Raw genomic sequence first — 21208 nt, forward strand, 5'->3', positions numbered from 1 at the left:
TACACCTTTAAAGGTGTAATTAAAATACCTGTTTATAATTCACTTTATATAATTCGCTATAAGCATAGTCAGAAATACAGAAATGATAATGTTCTATAAAAATGGAGGGAGGTTCGCAGAAGATCACCTGCTATCTCAAGAGTCAGGCGAGCATCTTGAGATAGTTTGAGCATTTAAATATAAAAATTAAAAACTCGGATAATCAACGGGTCGTGTTATACGCTGAATATCCAATATTGATATTTCACCCTGCCAGCGACTTTTAATCAACCCCACGCTTAGCCAATAGCGTCCATCAGGTACATCAATTTTAGGTAATATTGTGGGAAGTTTACCATCAAATTCTTCCGTCCAAAGTGGCGTCCACGTCGTATCATTTAAATCGTATAAATTAATCGATAAAATACGCGACGGGCATGCAGGATTAGGTAAGCCTTCTTGTTCTATACGCCAATTTTTACTGTCTCTCCACCCTAGGCTTTGTTTTATTACTGGTTCAGATAAAACAACCCAACTAATCCAATCTTTCTCACCATTAGCTTTAACGGTGAGTTTATAAACACCTGAACTTAAAGGTTTATCCAAACGACGAGCTTCTACTGAAAAATACCCGCCCTCTTGGATAGAAGGTGTACTGACGATAATGTTCTCTTCAGGCCATTTAGTGAAGGTTATTTCTGAAATTTTTGTTCGCGTTAAACCAACAATCGATAATTTCAACATCACCTGGTTGAGATTTTGAATAACTTCTCGCTGAATAGACAGTTTTGATAACCAACTAGGCAACGCTTTTTGCTCAAGACTGTGTCCGCAATCTTCAGTGATCGCAAATTCAAGCAATTCATTAAGATTCGCTTGTTGTTCAATATTTGGTGCTTGTTGCCAAGCTTGAATTATCGAATCAAAGCCTGCCGATGTGTTCCCTTCAAGTATTCTTTGATGGGAGGTAGTATACAAATCTTGCCCATTAAACCACTTTGCCATTACACCCGGCGTGTATAGCACCGAATGTAATAACAAGACGGAATACGTTATCGAAAGCTTCTTCATAATCATTAGGATCTTATTATAACTGATGTATCAGATTACGATTTCATCCGGTAACCAACACCACGAAGCGTTTCAATCTCTATACCTATCAATTTCTGGCGTAGCTGCAAAATATGTGTATCGACAGTACGTGTCGTCGGGTAATGATTGTAGCCCCAGACTTGATCTAATAATTCATCACGGGTAAAAACACGCCCTGCATTTTTTGCTAGAAAAACCAGCAATTCAAACTCGGTACGTGTTAGCGTGACAGTGTCACCACCATGGTTAACCTCTCGGCTTTCCATATTAATGGATATTTGACCAACCGTTATGATGTTTGCAGCCAAATGATCATCTTTACCATTTCTAAGGTGTAAGCGAATGCGAGCAAGAAGCTCCTCTTCTGCAAAAGGTTTTGTTAAGTAATCTTTCGCACCTGAATCTAAGCCTATTACTTTATCTGTAACTGACACCATGGCAGTTAATAGGATAACAGGAACATGTTTAATCGATAGCCAGCCGCTTAAAAAGTCTAATGAATCACCTTCGGGTAATTGTCGGTCTAATACAACAAGATCGGCGTCAGGCCATAAATCGGCAACTTTATTAGCACAATCAGCATATAAGCATGTGTAGCCAGATTGCTTTAAGCTTTCGAGTAAACCATCAGCAAGGTTGCGGTCATCTTCAACCAAGAGCAGAGTTTGATTCACACGGTATCTCCAAAATAAACGTTGTAGGTGGACCTTCAAGTTTGAGGCTTCCACCCATTCTACGAATCATCGATTCAACGATTGTAAGTCCAAGCCCAAGCCCTTTTTCACTGACAAAAGGCTTTCTTAATCTAGCCCAATCTTTAGGACCCAATAGCCCATTATCTTGAACTCTTACAATCAACCTTCCATTTTTGAATGATGACGTTAATGTAATTGGCGCATCGCCATATTTCTGGGCATTTGACAATAAATTATCAATACATGTACCCAGCCAATAAATATTCAGTTTTACGCTCTTGTCTTCTGATAAGAGCAGTTTTACATCATAAGGTTCACTTATATATTCAAGCCATTCATTAAATGAATCGACCTGCTGAACACTTAACTGTTGCTGATTAGCTTGAAGGTAATCTTTACTTGCCTCGGCAAGCTGACGTAAACGTCTAGAATCTTCCGTTAATCGCCTAAATTCATCATAAAGAGATTCAGGTAACGAATCAAAATTTCGACGAAAGCCTTCAACTGTCATTGCTAAACTTGCTATCGGAGTGCGAAGTTCGTGCGTCAAAATCTGTAATACCAACATTCTTTCTTGCATCGCTCTTCGACGGATACGCCAGCGATATAAAATCCACCCCATCAATAGGCTTACGTTAGCAACCAATAGAGCAATTAACAAATAAAAGGTTAAATAGGACTTATCATCTTCTTGCCAACAAATGTTACCACTTTTGGCTAAGCAAAAGTCAGTATTACTTAACCGCTTAAAATGTATATCATAACGGTTTAACACTACCGACCAAGTCGGTTGATCATAAATATGATATTCATTCCCACTGCGAACCCATAACTCGCCATTTGAGATAAAAGAATCAGCACCCGCATTGAATACTTTTATCTCTTCATTACTCATTCGCTGTAAACGCCCTAACACCGAGTTTGTTGGTGCCAATTGACGCTCTTGTATGTGTAAGTAATCGATTAAAACAGTACTATCTTCAGGGTGATTTTCTATATAACGGTAAGCGTAACTACCACCACCTGGGTGAATATACCCTGAACGCGAGAACCACCCTCTAGGTAAAACGGTGTTATTACAAAGTGCTCGTACAAAAACGACGGGCTGAGTAACCAAAGGGCTTACCGGCCATGGTCCTTTACACGTCTGTGCGTTCTTATACAGACGCTTCATTGAAGATAAAGGGTACTTCGCAGACTGCGGTAGTAAATTCGACAATAAAATTAACGGTGTCGGGTACTGGCTTTGCAGCTGTCTAAAATCGTACGTTGCTAGAGGATCACTTGTCAGTAAATCTGAACGCACAGCATTCAAACGATCAGGTAAAGTTTGCACATCTGCAAAACTAAAACCTGAGAATATGAGTGAGACTAACAATACGTACTTTTTCATCATTAAAGTTTATCATTCAAAATAGTTATAATGTCATAAATTTGTCAATACTTTAAAGCGGTTACGTTTTAATCAATAATCGTTCACTGATCATTACATTTTAGCATCACGTTACGTATTCGCTTATAACAACAGACTTATGGTAGTTAGTCATCATTTTCAACAGATAAAAAAAGGGAGCTTTAGCTCCCTTCTTAATTACTAACGATTAACAGTATTAAAGAAATTTAGAAATATTATCTACACTTTCTTTTGCGTCGCCAAATAGCATCTGTGTGTTCTCTTTAAAGAACAATGGGTTTTGAACACCCGCGTAACCTGTATTCATTGAACGCTTAAACACAATAACATGCTTTGCGTTCCACACTTCTAATACAGGCATACCTGCGATAGGACTATTTGGATCATCCATTGCGGCAGGGTTAACCGTATCATTCGCGCCAATAACAAGTACTACATCTGTTTCAGACAAGTCATCATTGATTTCGTCCATTTCTAGTACGATATCATAAGGTACTTTTGCTTCTGCAAGCAATACGTTCATGTGGCCAGGTAGACGACCCGCAACGGGGTGAATACCAAAACGGACATTGATACCTTTGGCACGCAGCTTACTTGTGATTTCGTGAACAGGGTATTGTGCTTGAGCAACAGCCATACCGTATCCAGGAGTTATCACAACAGACTTTGCATCACTCAACATTTCAGCCACTTCTTCTGCTGATGTTTCGTGGTGCTCACCTTGGTCTTCATCAGAACTAGAAGCAACAACGTTAGTACCGAAGCCGCCTGCAATTACACTAATGAAAGAACGGTTCATCGCCTTACACATAATGTAAGAAAGAATAGCACCAGAAGAACCAACCAATGCACCCGTTACGATAAGAAGATCGTTCGATAGCATGAAACCTGCTGCTGCCGCAGCCCAACCCGAGTAAGAGTTAAGCATTGAAACAACAACGGGCATATCTGCACCACCGATTGAAGCAACTAGGTGATAACCGAACGCAAATGCAATCAAGGTAACAACAACAAGCGCAAACGTAGAACCTTCAACGTTTACGAAGTGAAGCATTAGAAGGAATGAAATAACAATCGCAGCTAAGTTTAGTTTATGGCGATGAGGAAGCATTAATGACTTAGAGTCAATAATTCCACGCAATTTACCGAAAGCAACAATTGAACCAGTGAAGGTTACAGCACCAATGAATACACCTAAGAATACTTCCACAAGGTGGATATTCAGTAGTGCACCCGTTAGCTCACCGTGGTCAATATACGTATTGAAACCAACAAGAACTGCCGCTAGACCTACGAAGCTATGAAGAATAGCAACCAGCTCTGGCATTTCTGTCATTTCAACTTTCTTAGCAAGACGGATACCAATAGAACCACCGATAACCATCGCTAGAAGGATCCAGCCTGTACCTTGAGCGTCAGGACCAAAGATTGTCGCTATAAGCGCAATACCCATACCCGCGATGCCGTAATAGTTACCTGCTCGCGCTGTTTCTTGCTTAGAAAGCCCAGCAAGAGACATGATAAATAGTACCGCAGCAACTAGATATGCCGCTTGTACGATTCCTGCAGACATGTGTTACTCCTTATTTATCTTTACGGAACATTTCAAGCATCCGCTTGGTAACTGTAAAGCCACCAAATATGTTGATACTTGCAATAAGAACGGCAATGAATGCCAAGACAGTAACCAAACTGCTACCCTGACTTACCTGCAACACAGCACCTACAATGATGATGCCTGAAATTGCATTAGTCACCGACATAAGAGGAGTATGAAGCGCATGAGATACGTTCCATACTACGTAGTAACCTACAACACATGCCAGTACGAATACCGTTAGGTGAGCAAGGAATTCTGCAGGAGCGTAATTTGCAATCCAACCAAATGCAGCAATACCAGCAGCCATCAAACCGTATTTTTTAACCGGTGACATTGGCGCTTTTTCAACGACAACTTTAGGTTTTACTTCAGCTGCTGGTTGTTGAGGTGCGGCAGATACTTTGATTGGTGGCGCAGGCCAAGTGATTTCACCTTCTTTAATAACAGTTAGACCACGTAACACTTCATCTTCAAAATCGATGTTGATGTTACCGTCTTTTTCTTTACAAAGAAGTTTTAGAAGATTAACAAGGTTAGTACCGTAAAGTTGAGATGACTGAGTCGGAAGACGACCTACCATATCAGTATAACCAATCACTTTTACGCCGTTTGGCGTAGTAATAACTTTATTGGCTTCAGTGTAAGCACAGTTACCACCGTTAGCCGCAGCTAAATCGACAATCACACTGCCCGACTTCATTGAATCAACCATTTCTTTGGTGATCAACTTCGGTGCAGGACGGCCAGGAATAAGTGCTGTCGTAATGATAATATCAACATCTTTAGCTTGCTCTGCGTATAAACGCTCGGCTGCTTTATTAAAGTCATCTGACATTTCTTTAGCGTAACCATCACCAGTGCTTGTATCTTCTTTGAAATCAACTTCAAGGAAGCTTGCACCCATACTTTCAACTTGTTCCTTAACTTCAGGACGTACATCGAAAGAACGAACAATTGCACCAAGACTACCAGCAGCACCGATTGCAGCCAATCCAGCAACACCAGCGCCAGCAACTAACACTTTTGCAGGTGGTACTTTACCAGCAGCAGTAATCTGCCCTGTAAAGAAACGACCAAATTCATGAGCAGCTTCAACAACAGCACGATAACCTGCGATGTTAGCCATTGAACTTAGTGCATCCAACGCTTGAGCACGTGAAATGCGCGGCACTGAGTCCATAGCCATTACATTGATATTTTTTGTTGATAACTTATCTAGCAACTCTTTATTTTGAGCAGGCCAGATAAAGCAGGCAATACTTGCACCTTCTTTGATCAAATCAAATTCATCAACACCAGTTTCATCATTAATCTGAGGAGCGTTAACTTTCAGAATAAGATCTGACTGCCATACATCTTCAGTTGAAACGATAGTCGCACCCGCAGCTTCAAAAGCTGCATCGCCGAAACTAGCAAGAACGCCAGCATTTTGCTCGATAGCAACGCTGAACCCCATTTTTAACAACTGCTCTACCGTTTTAGGCGTAGCAGCAACTCGCGTTTCATTCGCGAATATCTCTTTAGGCACACCAATCTGCATTATTATTCCCTGAACATTGGCATAGAAGTAATGATTTTGTATCCAACTCGCAAAGTATTTTCAAGCACTTTGTAGGAAAAATACAAAAAAACCCAACAAAAACGTCGTAATTAACAACGAATGTTACCTTCTAACGGAAAGAAAAGAACGTTTTTAACACCTGGACAGAGGTCAAACCACATTACCAATCAACAATCTATGCAATAAAACCACACAAATGCCCACTAATAACGCTATAAGCCTCCTTTTCGCCCAAAAACCACACTTGTAGCAATCGATCTATTTGTTTAAAACAAATTATATAATAAGGATAAGTACATAAAATAAGAATGACTTAACCTAACAATTTTTTTTAGAGTAATCATTCAAACGAATGTTTAAATTTTATTTTTATGATTAAGTGAAGGGTTTTAATGACCAAACATTCCTTCACCATTTTGCTTTATGAACATTTTCGCTTTATTGAGCATAAATGTTTCAGCATCTTGACGTGAACCCAACAAATCAGAACGAATAAAGGTATGTGTTTTCACTTCACCATCGATCTCTTTACAAATTCTACCCGCTATACGAAATTGACCACCTTCAGAAATAGGCTCTGGGTAAATCAAATAACCTTCATATTCGACAGGTTCTACTTCAATTATTTTCTGTTCTTTATTAAGACCAAATAGTTTAGAAAAAAAGCCCACTTAATACATCTCCATTCATACCTAACTTGATAATCTCGTTACAATATATAGCAAGTTGGTACGCCAGCTAAACTTTAATAACACGTTGAAGTTATCATGCCATATTCTTGCAACAAATAATTAAAGCTATATTAGAAAATGAAAAAAAATAGTATGAAAATGTTGCAAACAGAAAAGTAAACTTAAACTTAACAATTAATGAAGAAGTGTTTAACACACATACAAAAACACCAGCGAATGCTGGTGTTTAAAGGAATTCTTTATTTTTCGTATCGATTAACGGTACATACCGATATCTTTTTGAAGGTGTACAGGTAAATCAGATACATTGTATTGCTTTGGTGTTTCTGAACCACCGAATAAGATGTCTACTGCGTGTGCAATCAATCCTTTGATATTAACCGCATAGGCTTTCTTATCCAAAGCGCTAGGTGTTGCAATGGTGTCGAAATTAATAGCCTGTGCCATGATTGCCTCTTTAATTTAGTTTGTTATTTATTGTTTGTTGCTTAACTGGGCTAATAATAACCGCTTATTTTTTACTCTAATAATGACAATATCTCCATTACAAGATTAGATTATCTAATGTGTTAACAGCTTTTTAAATTCACTACAGTAATCAGAAATATTTTTGCAGCTTTAATGCTTAACTACCCACTTTTAAACGTTAAATTAGCTTAAACAGCATAAATTTGTGTTTGGCATACATTTGTAGTAACAATGGGGTAACAATTAAAATATAAAGATTTTTTTATGCTCACTTTTATATCCAAACACTCCCCTATTTTTTTGATGCTGGCTGCTATTTTAGGCTTTGTTGTACCGTCTGCTTCTGCAATGATTTTTCCTTTTTTACCCTACATCCTTTTCTTTCTTATGCTTTTTACGTTAATAGGTATGAAGCAGAACGAACTGATCAAAATGCTCGGTCAATTAGACATATGGCTTTACGCTAGTTTTCATGCTGTTGGACTTTCAATATTAGCCTGTTCACTTGCAGGGTTATTTGGCGCATCGTCATCATTGTTACTTGCCATTTCAGCAGTGGCCGCTACAGGCTCCTTATTTGCAACACCTGCTATTGCACGATCGGTTGGGCTTGATGCATTAAAAGCAATGGCTATGACTATCGCTTCAACTCTACTCATGCCAGCGGTGTTGTATGTAAATCTATTATTATTTCAAGATAATAACGTCTCACTTGATATGCAGAGCTATATACAACGTCTTATGATTTTCATTGCGGGTCCTATGCTGATTTCGGCTATGTGTTATCGATTTATACCTAAAGACCTTCTACATAGAACGCACGCTAAGCTCTCTCAAGTAACCATTATTTTAGTATTCACCTTCCCATTTGGCTTAGTGGGTGAGTTTAGAGCGATTTTTGATCAGTCCATTATGTTAGGTTTAACCTACCTGCTAATTGGTATTGCACTGTGTGCCCTCTTTTTCCTTATTGGCTTTCTGTGCTATCGCCACAAAGGATTAGACGATTCATTGCTTTCAGCCATTACTGCAGCTAATCGAAATGTTCTTCTCACCTATACTGTTGCTGGTACATATTTAGGGCCTGAATATATCGTATTAATGGGCGCTATCCAGTTACCCACTTATACATTACCTTTATTAGTCAGGGCCATCTCTAAACACCTTTCAGCACCATCAACGCAAAGCGTTAAAATACCGAAATAAATAGCTTATAAAATCATCAACAAACCTTTTAGTTCAAACTTATGCCTCTTACGAGAGGCTTTTACTTGCCTCTCTAGTATGTTTTTCCTAATATATGTTCGAATTCTCAGGGCGGGGCGCAATTCCCCACCGGCGGTAATTCAGAGCACTCAATAGTGAGTTAACTGAAAAGCCCGCGAGCGCTTATCTTTTTTATAATGATAAGGTCAGCAGATCTGGTGTAATACTTCCTGTAAGTATGAGTCCAGAGCCGACGGTCATAGTCCGGATGAAAGAGGATCAGTGGAGGCACAATACGTTGCCTCGAGCTAATTTGTATCTATAGGCTTAAATAAAGTCTATAGCTATTGTCGTTCTTCCGATCTTATCGGAATGCTGCCTTTCTATGCCCTGATTCTGGTAAATTTTTTTAAATTTGGAGTTATTACCATGAATCAGTCTCTACTTACCCCTTACGGTACGGCTTTTGAACGCGTTGAAGCTGGTCTTACAGCTATCCGTGAAGGTCGCGGTGTGCTTGTTGTTGACGATGAAGATCGTGAAAACGAAGGCGATATCATTTTTGCTGCAGAAACATTAACGTCAGAGCAAATGGCGCTTATGATTCGTGAATGTTCAGGTATTGTTTGCCTTTGCTTAACTGACGAACGTGTTAAGCAATTGGAACTACCTATGATGGTAGAAAACAATACTAGCGCAAATGAAACAGGCTTCACAGTTACAATTGAAGCGGCAAAAGGCGTAACAACTGGCGTTTCTGCGGCTGATCGTGTTACTACAATCAAAACAGCGATTGCCGACGGTGCAGTACCAGCAGATCTTAATCACCCAGGTCATGTATTCCCTCTTAAAGCTAACGCTGATGGTGTACTTGGTCGTCGTGGACATACTGAAGCGACTATCGATCTAATGCGTTTATCTGGTCTAAAGCCATACGGCGTGCTTTGTGAGTTAACAAATATCGACGGCACTATGGCGCGTTTGCCTGAAGTTATTGTGTTTGGTAAGAAGTTTAATATGCCAGTATTAACCATTGAAGATCTTGCTGCATATCGATTAGCAAAAGAAAGTAATACAGCAACGAACGCTAAAGAAGACGTGGCAGTCGCTTAATTGCATTTCCCCTAATCAGTGCGTATTAAAAAGCCGAGTGATCATTACTCGGCTTTTTTAGTCTGACGCTAATGATACTAATTTCAGGTTTCTTTTCCAAACTCTCATTAAAATCCAGCTGCAGGAATCAAATAAATAAGAACAGCCCAAGCTGAAATCCATCCCGTTACCATAACAACATCTAACCAATCACTACTCATCTTTCCTCCATAAAAATTTCATGCCTTTACTAAGATTATTAACGACATTATTCGTTTATTCTTTAGGCATTTAATTCATTTTTCTGAAAAAAAGATCAAACTGTGAACTGAACAAGAACCTGTCAATTTTACACGCTACAAAATCAAAAAAAGCGCCAGCTTATTGGCGCTTCTGACGATTAAAACAGCTCAATTACTTTACAGTAGACGCTAAATCATACTGCTTTATCGCTGTTTCTAATTGAGACAAATCAGAGCTGCATATTACTGGCTTTAGCGATTCAAATTTCGCTTCAGGCCAATTATACATATCAAACGAAAGTAACTTAGCTATCGTTTCTTCAGGAAATCGGTACTTAATATGCTTCGCTGGGTTACCCCCTACTACGCTGTATGGCTCAACATCTTTTGTTACTACGCTGTTTGCCGCAATAACCGCACCTTCGCCAACAGTGACGCCTGGCATAATCATAGACCGCATACCAAGCCAACAAGCATCACCTAGATGAGTATCACCTTTACCGATATACGATTCTTCGATGTGATCCATAAAAGGGTACAGTGAAAACCAATCAGTTCGGTGATTGTGATTCCCCCCCATCAAGATAACAACTTCGGCAGCAATACACACATAGTTACCGATATAAAGCTTATCAACAGTCCAACGAGGCGTGCTATTACAGGTTAATTCATCACCTAACAGGTAACGAACAACCGACTGTTCAAAGCCATCATCCCAGCAGTCACTGTAATAGCTATGCTTGCCTTTAACGATAACATTTTTATTTGTGACAACGTCACTTAGCAGTTGTGTTTTAGTCCAATGCTTTTTATTTTCGTGCTTATTTGTATTCATAATATGGTTTATCCAATATCAACTAGTGTACTAGTTGCATTCATATTGAGTATTTACCATCGAACGTTCTACCCCTATTATTTCAGTTTAATAATCAGGCGTAACGGCAATGGCGACAATTTTACGTTCAGAAAAATGTCGCCGCTTTATTGACTTGAGGTTGATTCAATAAAGGCATGTATTGTTTACTAATATGCATTACATACTCTATTTTGTTATTAAGTTAGCTCGCAGCAACTTGAGCGCATTCACAAGGAATGTAAGATATAAGCTTCTCTGTTGGTGCTGACAATTGCTTTATGTCACGGGCATAGTCTTCAAAGGCTTCAGCCATCGTTACGTTAACAGCTTGAGGCTCTACAACATAATCTAATAGCGCACTGTAACCTTCTTTCCCTGTTGCGGTATAACCGGATGAAACAGAAGAATAAACGGCATTATCATCGAGATCTACCCATTGCCCTTGCTGTTGCACCTGTAAGCTTTCTATACGAGCGCCTTCTTCGGCACAACAACGGTATGTATATTTAAGATCGGCGACATAAGGAAAACTACCCGTCCCTGTACCTTCAACACCATTATCAATAGCGTTATTTATCGCACCTTCAAGTGCCTGTCGTACACGTTTACCTTTTACTTGGTAAACCATTAAGCCTATTGCAAATGGCAGTAATTTTCCTGACACATCTGCGCAAGTGATCGGCCCAGGGTTTAATGACGCACGTACACCACCAGCATTATGAATACCGAAATCAACATTGAAACCTAGCTCTCGAGCTTTCCATACAAAGCTGCTGACCACCAGCGGCGCAATTTGACTAGCTCCCTTGCGATCGGGAATACGCACGTGTCGAAGTGGCTCTGTTATTTCTGCAATATGCTGAGTTTGCAACTTACGTACTGCTGGGCGGTATTTCATGTTCAGAATATTTTCAATGATAGGGTCTTTTGCACAGAATCGAATATTTGATTGCTCTGTTAAAAATTGTTTCACTCTATCATGAGTATCTGTATCAAGGTGCTCTGTACGCGTTGCATCAACGGTAAACTGACGACCGAGTAATAGCTGGTTTTTACCCGTCGCTGAAGCTAAAGTACCATCAGCATTAAAATCAAGCTCAAGCTGACCCATTGCCAGTGCGTTGCACCCTGCTTGAACAACACATGTACCATTTATTACTTTGGCATATTCATCTGTTACGCCGTAACCAAGATTAGTGAAATCACCTTGCATGGTATGTGTATGCCCGCCAATAATCGCCGCGACACCGTCAACTTCTTTCGCCAACAGCAAGTCACGCTCGTAACCTAGGTGACTTAAGATAACTATCTTATTAATACCATTGTAGTGAATTGCATCAATTGTTTTATTCGACAGCTCTACAACATTTTTAAACGAAGTATCTGGATCGGGATTCGCAATGCCAGCCATGTTTTCAATAGCTAAACCAAAAATAGCTACGGGTTCGCCATCGACATCTTTCACAATATAACGACCAACATCATTATTGGCATCATAGGCGTATACGTTATGCTTATCACGCAAGGTATTAGGCTTAGATTGATCTTCTTGCGATAGATCCCAATTAGCCACCAGCATAGGGAAGTCAGTACAATCTAGAAAATCAGCAACAATGCCATTACCCATATCTAGCTCATGATTGCCCAACGCCATGGCTTCAACACCTATAGCATTGAGTAATTCAGCATTCGCAAGGCCTTTATACAATGAGAAATACAAAGTGCCCTGAAAACAATCACCAGCATGCAAGAACATAAACTCACGTTCTTTTAAGTATGCATGACTTTTAGCTTCTTTTACCGCAGATGAAATACGAGAGAAACCACCACAACTTGCATAAACAGATGTTTCAGTATCAAGTGTGCTAGTTGGAAGCGTTAGCGATATTGAAGAAGGCTCGAAATGTGAGTGAGTGTCATTGATATGGGCAAAAGTAATTTTTGCGGTACGGTGTTTAGTCATAAGTAATCGATGCTCTCCATTTCGGAAATAAAATACAGCCACGTTCTGGTGTAACAGTAAGAATGAGCGTTGATAAACAAACGAAGAAGGCATTTACTGCTGCAGATAAAAATCACAGTTCTTAGTTAAGAGATGATCAACAAGACATACAAAACGTGACAGGCAGCAAATATAACACAATCTTTCTTATTTCCATTCATGAATCATTCCAATTTTCCTATTTCTTATCAAATGAGCATTTCCCACACTTTACGTATGAACGATTATATTTAATAGACATACATAATTAATGGGCTGCTTTATGCTCTCTTACATACTTCCCATCCTTCTTGTTTTTCTTGTTGGCTTTCTTGCTCAAAGAACTGGGTTATGTATGGTAAGAGGAGTACAGGAATTATTAGCCAAGCGGCCCGGCTTTCTAATAACTATCATTTGCTGCGGTTTTTGGTTTTGGTTAATTAGCCCAAGTGCAGAGGAAATATCGTTCAGTACTCCAATGAGAAGACACTCGGTGACATTACCGTTTATGTTAGGCGGTTTTTTATTTGGGCTTGGTGCCGCGATCAATAAGGGTTGCTCGGTATCAACAATATCAAAGCTTGCTAAGGGGCAATTTCACATGTTTGCAACCCTTCTGGGGTGGATAATAGGTTGGTGCTTGTTAGCTTCAACATCAATAGCCCTTTCTTACAGTGAGCTCTCTCCAGTACAAAGCCCATCGGTAACCGTCATGTTTATCTTATTTATACTGATCGCTATCATCATGTTCAGAATCCCTGTCAACAGACGCCCTATATTACTGGGGATCGTATTATTTGGGATAATCGCGAGTTTGCTGACTTCATTGGTACCTGAATGGGCGCCTAGCCAATTACTCAAAGACATAACAGCCGCTTTAATACATGGTGAGTCTAGTCGATGGCCTTCCATTCAACGCTATTTAATCATTGCGAGCTTAGTTCTTGGTATGGCATTAGGCGCTAAAAAGCGTTTAGCATTGAGTGAATTTCAATTACGCCCCATTCAACTCGCTAAACACTTAATCGCAGGGTTGATTATGGGGATAGGCGCGTCACTCGCGCTCGGTGGCAATGATTCACAATTGTTGATAGCCCTACCGTCTTTCTCGCCAGCAGGCGCTGTTACCATATTCAGCATGGTAATTGGCATAATAACAGGCATGATGTTACGAAAGGCCAAGCAGCGATTAACTCAGCCTCGTGTAAGCTAAATCACATAAACACAAAGACTTATAAGCACTAATAATCATTAACGAGTACAAAGGCGACATTAAGCCGCCTTTTAACGAATCTAGCCTGACTGCTTATTGATAGTGGCCATGACGCAGTAAGAACTCAATTTTGTAACCGTCGGGGTCTTGAACAAAGAAGAACTTCGCCAGTAATTGGCCATCACGGATAAATTCTTTAATTTCAGCAGGCTGATAGCCATGATCGGTCAGTTTTTTATGTTCAAGTTCAAGATCGTCAACAGCTACAGCAATATGCCCATAACCCGTACCGTGCGTATACGCCTCTTCTGTATCTGCATTCCAGGTTAGTTCAATCTCCATGTCGTTTTCTTCATTGCGTAGGTAGACTAAGCTAAACCCATCAAAGTCTAAACGTTTAGCAATATCAAGATCTAACGCCTCTTTGTAAAAAGTTAACGATTTATCTAGATCAATAACACGAATCATTGAGTGAATTATTTTAGCCATCTGACATCTCCGGTCATTTCATTTTATTAGCTTCTACTATAAGCAATTGAAGAAGCACCTTATTTTAGCAAGATGATACCAATCTGTGAGCACAACAGGCAAATTCCATTACAAGGTGCTGTAATCTAATAGAGCATATCTTGATGATAATGTGCCATTCAACGTCAAAGGTGAGCTATGCATTTAGAACGTATTGAAGTTTCTGGTTTTCGAGGCATTAAACGCCTGTCACTGTCTTTCAACCAATTAAGCGTACTAATTGGTGAAAATGCTTGGGGTAAATCATCACTCCTTGATGCATTAAGTATTGCACTTGCAGTTAATATCGAATTCTACACATTTAAATTTTCGGATTTTCATGTTGACTACGCACTTGGGCATGAAAAACACACAAACCTTCAAATAGTCTTACACTGGAAGGAAGATTTCGCTGGAGAACATAAAGCAAGAAGATACAAAGCATTCTCTCCTGCTTGGGTTACTCGTGAAGGCATTAAGCACTTATATTATCAACTCAGTGCCACAAACCAAGACGATAAAGTAACAACGGAGCGTTTCTTTTTAGATCGCAACGGAACAAAAATAGCGTGTGAAGATACAGATAAACTTGTTAAGCACTTAATGATTCTTCACCCTGTTGTACGAATTAGAGATGCACGACGGTTACGTGATGAAACGCTAGAACAGGCAATACAACATTCTGATGAACAAGCCCAAAAATTACGTATTGAGCGTCGTCTAGATAATACCTGTCGGCGTTTAATGACACAGCCCGGTCATGTCAATTCAGGTGAACTAAAAAGTAGTGTGAACGCCCTACGCACGCTTGTTGACCATTACTTTGCTTTTACCCCTCATAATAGATCGAGCCACTTTAACCGTGCTCACTTCCCAAGCTACAGCCAATATGGCGAAAACCCTTTAGAACAACTGACTCAGCCTCAAATGTCTAAACAAAGTCGTCTTGTCTTAATGGGCTTATTAAATGCGTATATACGTGCAAGAGGGCCTGTAGAATTAAAACGTATTTCTCGCCCAATTATGATCTTAGAGGATCCTGAAGGTCGTTTGCATCCAACAGTATTACATCAGGCATGGACATTCGTTGACAGTATGCCCATGCAAAAGATCCTAACAACGAACAGCCCCGATCTTTTATCGATCGTGCCTCTCGGTTCTATTAAGAAGTTGATCCGCCAACCAGATAGAACACAGGTTTTTGCTCTCAATAAGAGTTCTCTTTCACGCGATGAAGAACGCCGGATCTCATTTCATGTACGCCTTCACCGCCCTAGTGCACTCTTTGCTCGTGCATGGTTATTAGTCGAGGGAGAGACAGAAGTATGGCTATTTAACGAACTAGCACGAATCTGTGGCTATAACCTCGCCGCAGAAGGCGTACAAGTTATCGAGTTTGCCCAAAGTGGGTTAAAACCTTTAATCAAAATTGCTCGTTTGATGGGTATTGAATGGCATTTAGTGGCAGATGGTGATGCCGCTGGCCGAAAATACGGCGAGACGGTAAAGAACTTACTAGGCAATGATGCTGAACGACACCGTTTAACTATTTTGCCTAATCGCGATATAGAATATTTCCTTTATCACCATGGCTATGAGCAAATGTTTAGAGACTTAGCTCATGTCAAATCTGATACACCGATTCCCCCTCAAAAAATCATATCTCGCGCACTAAAGCGTTACGCAAAACCTGATGTTGCGCTCGCGATCGTAAAATACACCGATGAGTCTGATATAGAAAAAATCCCATTACTTATACGTTGGACATTAAAACGTATCGTGGCCATGTCTCGTGGAATGGGGTGAATCACCTTAATGAATAGAGCCTAGTAAGTGCTATCTGGCATTTGGGCTCTATTTTATCTCTTAATCATTAAGTATCGCTATTCTACAACATCTTGCTTTTCAAAAAATAACGTCACTTTACCGACACCAAAGCCCCACTTTCGCATTTCTGCAATATTGAATACATGGGTTTTATCATGGCGATACATCCAATCATCAAAAGCAATGTTATAAGCCGAACCATCAACAGGAAGGCGCAGTGAATATTGCCAATTTAACGCGTTACCCGCAACCACCCCTGTCGCTTGCCCAACCACATCATCAGCTTCTCCTGTATACGTACCGTCTTTATTACGGGTTATTTTCCATATCCTTTGTTGTTTTTCACCATCATCATAAATAAAGTCTTCCTTTAGGGTTAAAAGATCGCCCTTCACTACCCCTCGTATTTTTACATCAAAACGACGTGTTAGCTTCCCATTGAAATCTTGCACCATTCCCCATGCCAGTACATCACCTTCAAAGTATTCAAACAAATTAAACGCTGGCGTATTCTCTTTGTATTCCTGTACAGACGTCGAGCACCCCAATAGTACAAAGCACAGGCTTAGTACTACAATGAATCGACTTTTCATTTTATTATGGAATAGCTGGATAGAATTAGAGGGCATAAAATTCCTTTCAATATGGCGGTATTGATTAGTTAATTATGAAGTATCTTCGAATAATCGCGTTCTCAATTTACAGTTAATATATTCAAAGGTAATAAAATGCCGTATTTTTCCATAGCCCGAGTTATATCCAGTAAAGACAACCACAATCTTTATGTGCAGCTACCTTTAAAATGCTGAAATTGGACTTATTCCGACAGGTCCGCAGCTGTATCCATAAAGATATCTTGCATATCTTTTGCTTCACGATCGGTTTGTCCGCCGTGCTTTAGAAACGCCCCGATGATGGCTTGGGTCTTATCTTCTTTCGCACGTTCAAGGAAATAGCGTAATTCTAATTCTGCCCCTGCATTCTCATCTTTGATTGAAGCTTCGATGATCGCTTTGTACATCACGATATCACGTACTTCTAACTGGCTAATAACCCCAAGAGTCTGAGCTAAAAATCCATCCATCTCCGCTTTAGGTACATACTGAGTAATAATATTTAACGCTTCTGCTTGCTGAGCCGTGAAATCATTGCCAAGAAGCAGTGCTTGTAACGCTTTGTTTTTACCAAGTCGTCTAGCAAACTGTACAGCGCCTTGACCACCCGTTGGGATATTCACATGAATTTCTGGCTGAGCAAACGCAGAGTTTTCAGTGCCATAAGCTAAATCACAAGCCATCACAAACTCATTACCGCCCCCACGCGCCACGCCATCAACCACTGCAACAGATACCTGTTTCATCGTCTTAATATTGGCAATCATGTGATTAAATTCAATTGATGCAGCTTGCCCACCTTGAGTACCATTGATCACATTCAGATCCAAGTGAGCTAAAAAGAATTCAGCATGAAGTGATTTAAATACCACCACTTTTGTATCACGATTATCCTTTAGTGATAAAACAAATGCATTAAGCTCATTGATAAGATCAATCGTTAGCACGTTTACTGGTGGGTTATTCATCGTAACCGTTGCGATGCCATTGTTATTAGTAATTGATAACTTACTCATGTAATTTTCCTCACTTGCTTAAATAGGCTTTATCAGTTCAAGCCCTCAATATGTACAAAGTATAGGTTTAGTATAAGATAAGAAAAACACTCGAATTGGCATGATATTGGTGCTAATAAAACACCAAAGGGTAAGTATGGATTTTTCTAGTCGATTATTACTACTACTTGAAGTGATTGAACTCGGTTCTTTTACTAACGTATCTGAACAAAGAAATGTAGATAGATCTGTTATCTCGAAGCATATAAGTCGCTTAGAGGGTGAACTTGGTGTTCGTTTATTAAATAGAACAACTCGGTCACTTTCCTTAACCGCTGCTGGTAATGAAATAGTCAACCAAGCCAAATTATTACGAAACTTGTTAAATGATACTCACCGCCTGGCACAGAATTATCACTCTGAACCCAAAGGCATATTGCGCATCACCAGCTCAGCCATGTTTGGTCGCCAATATGTTCAACAAGCAGTATTGGCATTTCAGCAGCAATACCCTGAGGTAGATGTTGAATTACGTTTAGAAGATCGATTTATGGATATGGTCAGTGAAGGGTTTGATATTGGTTTTCGTATTGGCAAGCCGAAAAATTCTAGTCTTATTATCAGAAAAGTGGCTCGTAACAGGTTATTAATTGTCGCCTCCCCAGAGTTCATTGAAAAACACGGAGAAATTAAAACAATAGAACAATTAGAAGCATTACCTGCTGCTGTTTATGCCGCTCCGGGGCTTTTAATCGATAAATTCACTTACTTCGATAGCAACAAAGAAAGCAAAAAACTTCAATTGAATGTTGCGTATAAAGTTAATGATGTTGAAATGATCACGAAAACAGCGGTAGCCGGAAACATGTTAGCCGTAGTAACCGCGCAAATGATAGAAAACGAAATATTGGAAGGTAAACTTATACCGATAATGACGCAGCTTCATTTAGATGATTTCGGTACGTTTTACGCCGTATATCCTCACAGAGATGCCCCTATAAAAACTAAATTGTTCATCGATACGCTAAAATCCATAATAGGTGAAGATATACCAAGCTGGGAAAATCATATTCCTAATTTTGATAAGATGTACGGGCAAACGAAATAGAGTCGAACAATCAAAGTGAACAGGCTCACAATTGAAAAACGAGTCGTTAAGACCCGCTTTTCAGTTTAACGTCTTACGCACTCCAGCGTTCTTCACGCCATTGTGTTTGTTGTTCTTTCGATAGGAATGTCCATGCCACTACTCGGGTCACTTTTTGCCCTTGTGCCATATCAATGGTACGAACATCAACAGCGTTCACTTGCTTTAAGGCTTTATAAAGCGCTGGTAAGTTTTCTTTCTTAGATACTAATGTCGAATACCAGAAGCAATTTTCTGGCTTATCTGAGCTCTCGGTTATCATACGCTGAATAAATGCAGCCTCACCACCTGGGCACCATAGTTCCGCTTTTTGACCACCAAAATTTAAAATAGGTTTGTTGGTATTACTCTTGGCAAAAAGTTCGGCTTTTTTGTTGCTGCCTTTCTTGTGCGTATTCGCACTAAGGTTACGTACCTTACGTTCAGATCCCGCCATTGCTTCTTCTAATGAAGCATGAAACGGTGGATTACACATAGTGAAATCAAAGATATCGTTAGCATTGATTATGCCGGTATAGATATTATCCGACTTTTTCTGTAATCGGCATTTAATGCCACCCGCTAACGAACGATTAGATTCAACAATAAATTTTGCAGATTTTATTGATAACGCATCAACATCTGAGCCAACAAAACGCCAACCATAAGCTCGATGACCAATGATCGGATAAACGCAATTCGCGCCCATGCCAATATCTAAGCCATTAATGTGCTTACCTTGAGGAATAACGCCTTCGTTAGACTTCGCTAATAAATCCGCAATATGGTGAATATAGTCAGCACGACCAGGAATAGGTGGACACAAGTAACCAGGGGGAATGTCCCAATTTTCGACGTTATAAAAATGATGCAGTAATGCTTTGTTTAACATTTTTACAGCTGCAGGATCGGAAAAATCAACAGACAGATCACCGAATTGATTTTCAGCCACAAACAGCGCTAAATCAGGGCAACTTAATATCAACGCATCAAAATCATAACGTTGACTATGAGGGTTACGCGGGTGTAACCCTTTTTTCTTCTGTGTTGGTTTGTTTTTCTTTTGAGTCATTACATTTACCAATGGAACATAAGGTTCGCATAACATCCGAATCGAATCCGAATTTAGCGTCGAAGCTGAACACTTCAATAATGTTGTCATTGTACCTGTTTCAAATGAATCTAAGGAGATTCTTTATTACAAACACGTTTATTTGATGAAAAGCGACTCACTACTATCTTATTCCACCTCATATGCTAACTAGAATAACAATTATTCTTTGTTAGAGGGTTTCATTACTCCAGTAAACTTTTCTATCATGTCGATAGGCATAGGAAATACAATGGTTGTTGTTCTATCATTCGCCACCTCGGTCAATGTTTGCATATAACGAAGTTGAATAGCATTTGGTGCTTTATTGAGTACATCTGCCGCTTGACGTAACTTCTCTGACGCTTCTAACTCACCCGTTGCGTGAATGACTTTCGCTCGACGAGTTCGTTCTGCCTCTGCTTGTTTAGCTAAAGCACGCACCATGCTGTCATCCAAATCAACATGTTTAATTTCAACATTGGCAATTTTAATCCCCCAATTATCGGTATGTTGATCAAGTATTACCTGTAAATCTTTATTTAGCGCTTCCCGGGCTGATAAAAGTTCATCAAGCTCATGTTGCCCAAGTACAGAGCGTAAAGTGGTTTGAGATAACTGGCTGGTTGCTTCAAGGTAATTTTCGACATTATTGATTGCCATTTTCGGCTCTACCACTCGAAAATACACAACAGCGTTCACCTTAACCGACACATTATCTCGGGTAATCAAATCTTGTGTCGGCACATCAAGTACAATGGTCCGCAGATCCACTCTTACCATTTGCTGAATAACAGGCACAATGATGATTAATCCCGGTCCTTTTACTTCATAAAACCGTCCAAGTAAGAACACAACTGCACGTTCATATTCTCGTAATATCTTGAACATACTAACAAGTAGCACAAACACAAGTGCTACAATGGTCGCAATAGTATAGATGAACATAATTAGCCCC

General features: G+C 39.8%; 19 protein-coding genes and 1 riboswitch. Of the genes, 5 read left to right on the forward strand and 14 right to left on the reverse strand.

Annotated elements, in window-relative coordinates; genetic code table 11:
• Nucleotides 1-186: 186 nt before the first annotated feature.
• The 7 genes from C9J48_RS11210 to C9J48_RS11240 form a co-directional block, all read right to left on the reverse strand.
• Nucleotides 187-1056 (reverse strand): DUF2861 family protein, encoded by an 870-nt coding sequence (locus C9J48_RS11210; RefSeq protein ID WP_107281120.1) that lies wholly within the window; start codon nucleotides 1054-1056, stop codon nucleotides 187-189.
• Nucleotides 1057-1085: 29 nt separating this feature from the next.
• A complete protein-coding gene (locus C9J48_RS11215; RefSeq protein WP_006229699.1) occupies nucleotides 1086-1745 on the reverse strand; it encodes a response regulator transcription factor in 660 nt (219 codons plus the stop codon).
• Complete coding sequence (gene vxrA / locus C9J48_RS11220) at nucleotides 1720-3159, reverse strand: sensor histidine kinase VxrA (protein ID WP_036803014.1); 1440 nt, start codon at nucleotides 3157-3159, stop codon at nucleotides 1720-1722. Before vxrA ends, C9J48_RS11215 begins: the two co-directional genes overlap by 26 nt.
• Nucleotides 3160-3376: 217 nt before the next feature.
• A complete protein-coding gene (gene pntB / locus C9J48_RS11225; protein WP_006229697.1) occupies nucleotides 3377-4753 on the reverse strand; it encodes a Re/Si-specific NAD(P)(+) transhydrogenase subunit beta in 1377 nt (458 codons plus the stop codon).
• Between the two features lie 10 nt (nucleotides 4754-4763).
• On the reverse strand, nucleotides 4764-6320 hold the full coding sequence (pntA, locus tag C9J48_RS11230) for a Re/Si-specific NAD(P)(+) transhydrogenase subunit alpha (protein WP_006229696.1): 1557 nt from the start codon (nucleotides 6318-6320) through the stop codon (nucleotides 4764-4766).
• Nucleotides 6321-6730: 410 nt separating this feature from the next.
• Nucleotides 6731-7012: an HlyU family transcriptional regulator gene (locus C9J48_RS11235; protein ID WP_006229695.1), complete on the reverse strand. Its 282-nt coding sequence runs from the start codon at nucleotides 7010-7012 to the stop codon at nucleotides 6731-6733.
• A gap of 276 nt (nucleotides 7013-7288) precedes the next feature.
• Nucleotides 7289-7480, reverse strand: a complete 192-nt coding sequence (locus C9J48_RS11240) for a hypothetical protein (RefSeq protein WP_006229694.1) — start codon at nucleotides 7478-7480, stop codon at nucleotides 7289-7291.
• A 285-nt stretch (nucleotides 7481-7765) separates the two neighbouring features.
• Between C9J48_RS11240 and C9J48_RS11245 the strand changes: the two genes are divergently transcribed.
• The gene (locus C9J48_RS11245; RefSeq protein ID WP_036802673.1) at nucleotides 7766-8707 is read left to right on the forward strand and encodes a hypothetical protein; all 942 of its coding nucleotides are present in this window, start codon (nucleotides 7766-7768) and stop codon (nucleotides 8705-8707) included.
• Nucleotides 8708-8805: 98 nt separating this feature from the next.
• Nucleotides 8806-8991: riboswitch (FMN riboswitch) on the forward strand.
• A gap of 145 nt (nucleotides 8992-9136) precedes the next feature.
• Nucleotides 9137-9820, forward strand: coding sequence for a 3,4-dihydroxy-2-butanone-4-phosphate synthase (ribB, locus tag C9J48_RS11250; RefSeq protein ID WP_006229692.1), 684 nt, complete (start codon nucleotides 9137-9139; stop codon nucleotides 9818-9820).
• Between the two features lie 393 nt (nucleotides 9821-10213).
• On the opposite strand, the gene C9J48_RS11255 is transcribed toward ribB, so the two are convergent.
• Both C9J48_RS11255 and C9J48_RS11260 read right to left on the reverse strand, forming a co-directional pair.
• Nucleotides 10214-10876: a CatB-related O-acetyltransferase gene (locus C9J48_RS11255; protein WP_006229690.1), complete on the reverse strand. Its 663-nt coding sequence runs from the start codon at nucleotides 10874-10876 to the stop codon at nucleotides 10214-10216.
• Between the two features lie 223 nt (nucleotides 10877-11099).
• Entirely contained in the window at nucleotides 11100-12860 is a 1761-nt protein-coding gene (locus C9J48_RS11260; RefSeq protein WP_036802671.1) for a bifunctional metallophosphatase/5'-nucleotidase, read from the reverse strand.
• A 511-nt stretch (nucleotides 12861-13371) separates the two neighbouring features.
• Here C9J48_RS11260 and C9J48_RS11265 point away from each other — a divergent pair.
• Nucleotides 13372-14091 (forward strand): YeeE/YedE thiosulfate transporter family protein, encoded by a 720-nt coding sequence (locus C9J48_RS11265; protein ID WP_006229688.1) that lies wholly within the window; start codon nucleotides 13372-13374, stop codon nucleotides 14089-14091.
• A gap of 93 nt (nucleotides 14092-14184) precedes the next feature.
• Here the strand turns inward: C9J48_RS11265 and C9J48_RS11270 are convergent, their stop codons facing one another.
• The gene (locus C9J48_RS11270) at nucleotides 14185-14580 is read right to left on the reverse strand and encodes a VOC family protein (RefSeq protein WP_006229687.1); all 396 of its coding nucleotides are present in this window, start codon (nucleotides 14578-14580) and stop codon (nucleotides 14185-14187) included.
• Nucleotides 14581-14757: 177 nt separating this feature from the next.
• Between C9J48_RS11270 and C9J48_RS11275 the strand changes: the two genes are divergently transcribed.
• Nucleotides 14758-16404 (forward strand): ATP-dependent endonuclease, encoded by a 1647-nt coding sequence (locus tag C9J48_RS11275; RefSeq protein ID WP_006229686.1) that lies wholly within the window; start codon nucleotides 14758-14760, stop codon nucleotides 16402-16404.
• Nucleotides 16405-16481: 77 nt separating this feature from the next.
• Here the strand turns inward: C9J48_RS11275 and C9J48_RS11280 are convergent, their stop codons facing one another.
• Both C9J48_RS11280 and C9J48_RS11285 read right to left on the reverse strand, forming a co-directional pair.
• Nucleotides 16482-17054, reverse strand: a complete 573-nt coding sequence (locus C9J48_RS11280) for a DUF3833 domain-containing protein (protein ID WP_006229685.1) — start codon at nucleotides 17052-17054, stop codon at nucleotides 16482-16484.
• Between the two features lie 188 nt (nucleotides 17055-17242).
• Complete coding sequence (locus tag C9J48_RS11285) at nucleotides 17243-18055, reverse strand: enoyl-CoA hydratase/isomerase family protein (RefSeq protein WP_006229684.1); 813 nt, start codon at nucleotides 18053-18055, stop codon at nucleotides 17243-17245.
• 136 nt (nucleotides 18056-18191) lie between these two features.
• Here C9J48_RS11285 and C9J48_RS11290 point away from each other — a divergent pair, with 136 nt between their 5' ends.
• A complete protein-coding gene (locus tag C9J48_RS11290) occupies nucleotides 18192-19142 on the forward strand; it encodes a LysR family transcriptional regulator (protein ID WP_006229683.1) in 951 nt (316 codons plus the stop codon).
• Between the two features lie 73 nt (nucleotides 19143-19215).
• Here the strand turns inward: C9J48_RS11290 and rlmF are convergent, their stop codons facing one another.
• Both rlmF and C9J48_RS11300 read right to left on the reverse strand, forming a co-directional pair.
• Nucleotides 19216-20232, reverse strand: a complete 1017-nt coding sequence (rlmF, locus tag C9J48_RS11295) for a 23S rRNA (adenine(1618)-N(6))-methyltransferase RlmF (protein ID WP_036803011.1) — start codon at nucleotides 20230-20232, stop codon at nucleotides 19216-19218.
• 201 nt (nucleotides 20233-20433) lie between these two features.
• On the reverse strand, nucleotides 20434-21198 hold the full coding sequence (locus tag C9J48_RS11300) for a slipin family protein (RefSeq protein WP_006229681.1): 765 nt from the start codon (nucleotides 21196-21198) through the stop codon (nucleotides 20434-20436).
• Between the last annotated feature and the right edge of the window lie 10 nt (nucleotides 21199-21208).

It is taken from the genome of Photobacterium profundum (assembly GCF_003026285.1).
GTDB lineage: Bacteria > Pseudomonadota > Gammaproteobacteria > Enterobacterales > Vibrionaceae > Photobacterium > Photobacterium profundum.

What these genes read in the sequence shown, in the direction of transcription:
- C9J48_RS11210 (WP_107281120.1), bottom strand. Translation starts at nt 1,056, where the DNA reads ATGATTATGAAGAAGCTTTCGATAACGTATTCCGTCTTGTTATTACAT.
- vxrA (WP_036803014.1), bottom strand. Translation starts at nt 3,159, where the DNA reads ATGAAAAAGTACGTATTGTTAGTCTCACTCATATTCTCAGGTTTTAGT.
- pntB (WP_006229697.1), bottom strand. Translation starts at nt 4,753, where the DNA reads ATGTCTGCAGGAATCGTACAAGCGGCATATCTAGTTGCTGCGGTACTA.
- pntA (WP_006229696.1), bottom strand. Translation starts at nt 6,320, where the DNA reads ATGCAGATTGGTGTGCCTAAAGAGATATTCGCGAATGAAACGCGAGTT.
- C9J48_RS11240 (WP_006229694.1), bottom strand. Translation starts at nt 7,480, where the DNA reads ATGGCACAGGCTATTAATTTCGACACCATTGCAACACCTAGCGCTTTG.
- C9J48_RS11245 (WP_036802673.1), top strand. Translation starts at nt 7,766, where the DNA reads ATGCTCACTTTTATATCCAAACACTCCCCTATTTTTTTGATGCTGGCT.
- ribB (WP_006229692.1), top strand. Translation starts at nt 9,137, where the DNA reads ATGAATCAGTCTCTACTTACCCCTTACGGTACGGCTTTTGAACGCGTT.
- C9J48_RS11255 (WP_006229690.1), bottom strand. Translation starts at nt 10,876, where the DNA reads ATGAATACAAATAAGCACGAAAATAAAAAGCATTGGACTAAAACACAA.
- C9J48_RS11260 (WP_036802671.1), bottom strand. Translation starts at nt 12,860, where the DNA reads ATGACTAAACACCGTACCGCAAAAATTACTTTTGCCCATATCAATGAC.
- C9J48_RS11270 (WP_006229687.1), bottom strand. Translation starts at nt 14,580, where the DNA reads ATGGCTAAAATAATTCACTCAATGATTCGTGTTATTGATCTAGATAAA.
- C9J48_RS11275 (WP_006229686.1), top strand. Translation starts at nt 14,758, where the DNA reads ATGCATTTAGAACGTATTGAAGTTTCTGGTTTTCGAGGCATTAAACGC.
- C9J48_RS11280 (WP_006229685.1), bottom strand. Translation starts at nt 17,054, where the DNA reads ATGCCCTCTAATTCTATCCAGCTATTCCATAATAAAATGAAAAGTCGA.
- C9J48_RS11285 (WP_006229684.1), bottom strand. Translation starts at nt 18,055, where the DNA reads ATGAGTAAGTTATCAATTACTAATAACAATGGCATCGCAACGGTTACG.
- C9J48_RS11290 (WP_006229683.1), top strand. Translation starts at nt 18,192, where the DNA reads ATGGATTTTTCTAGTCGATTATTACTACTACTTGAAGTGATTGAACTC.
- rlmF (WP_036803011.1), bottom strand. Translation starts at nt 20,232, where the DNA reads ATGACTCAAAAGAAAAACAAACCAACACAGAAGAAAAAAGGGTTACAC.
- C9J48_RS11300 (WP_006229681.1), bottom strand. Translation starts at nt 21,198, where the DNA reads ATGTTCATCTATACTATTGCGACCATTGTAGCACTTGTGTTTGTGCTA.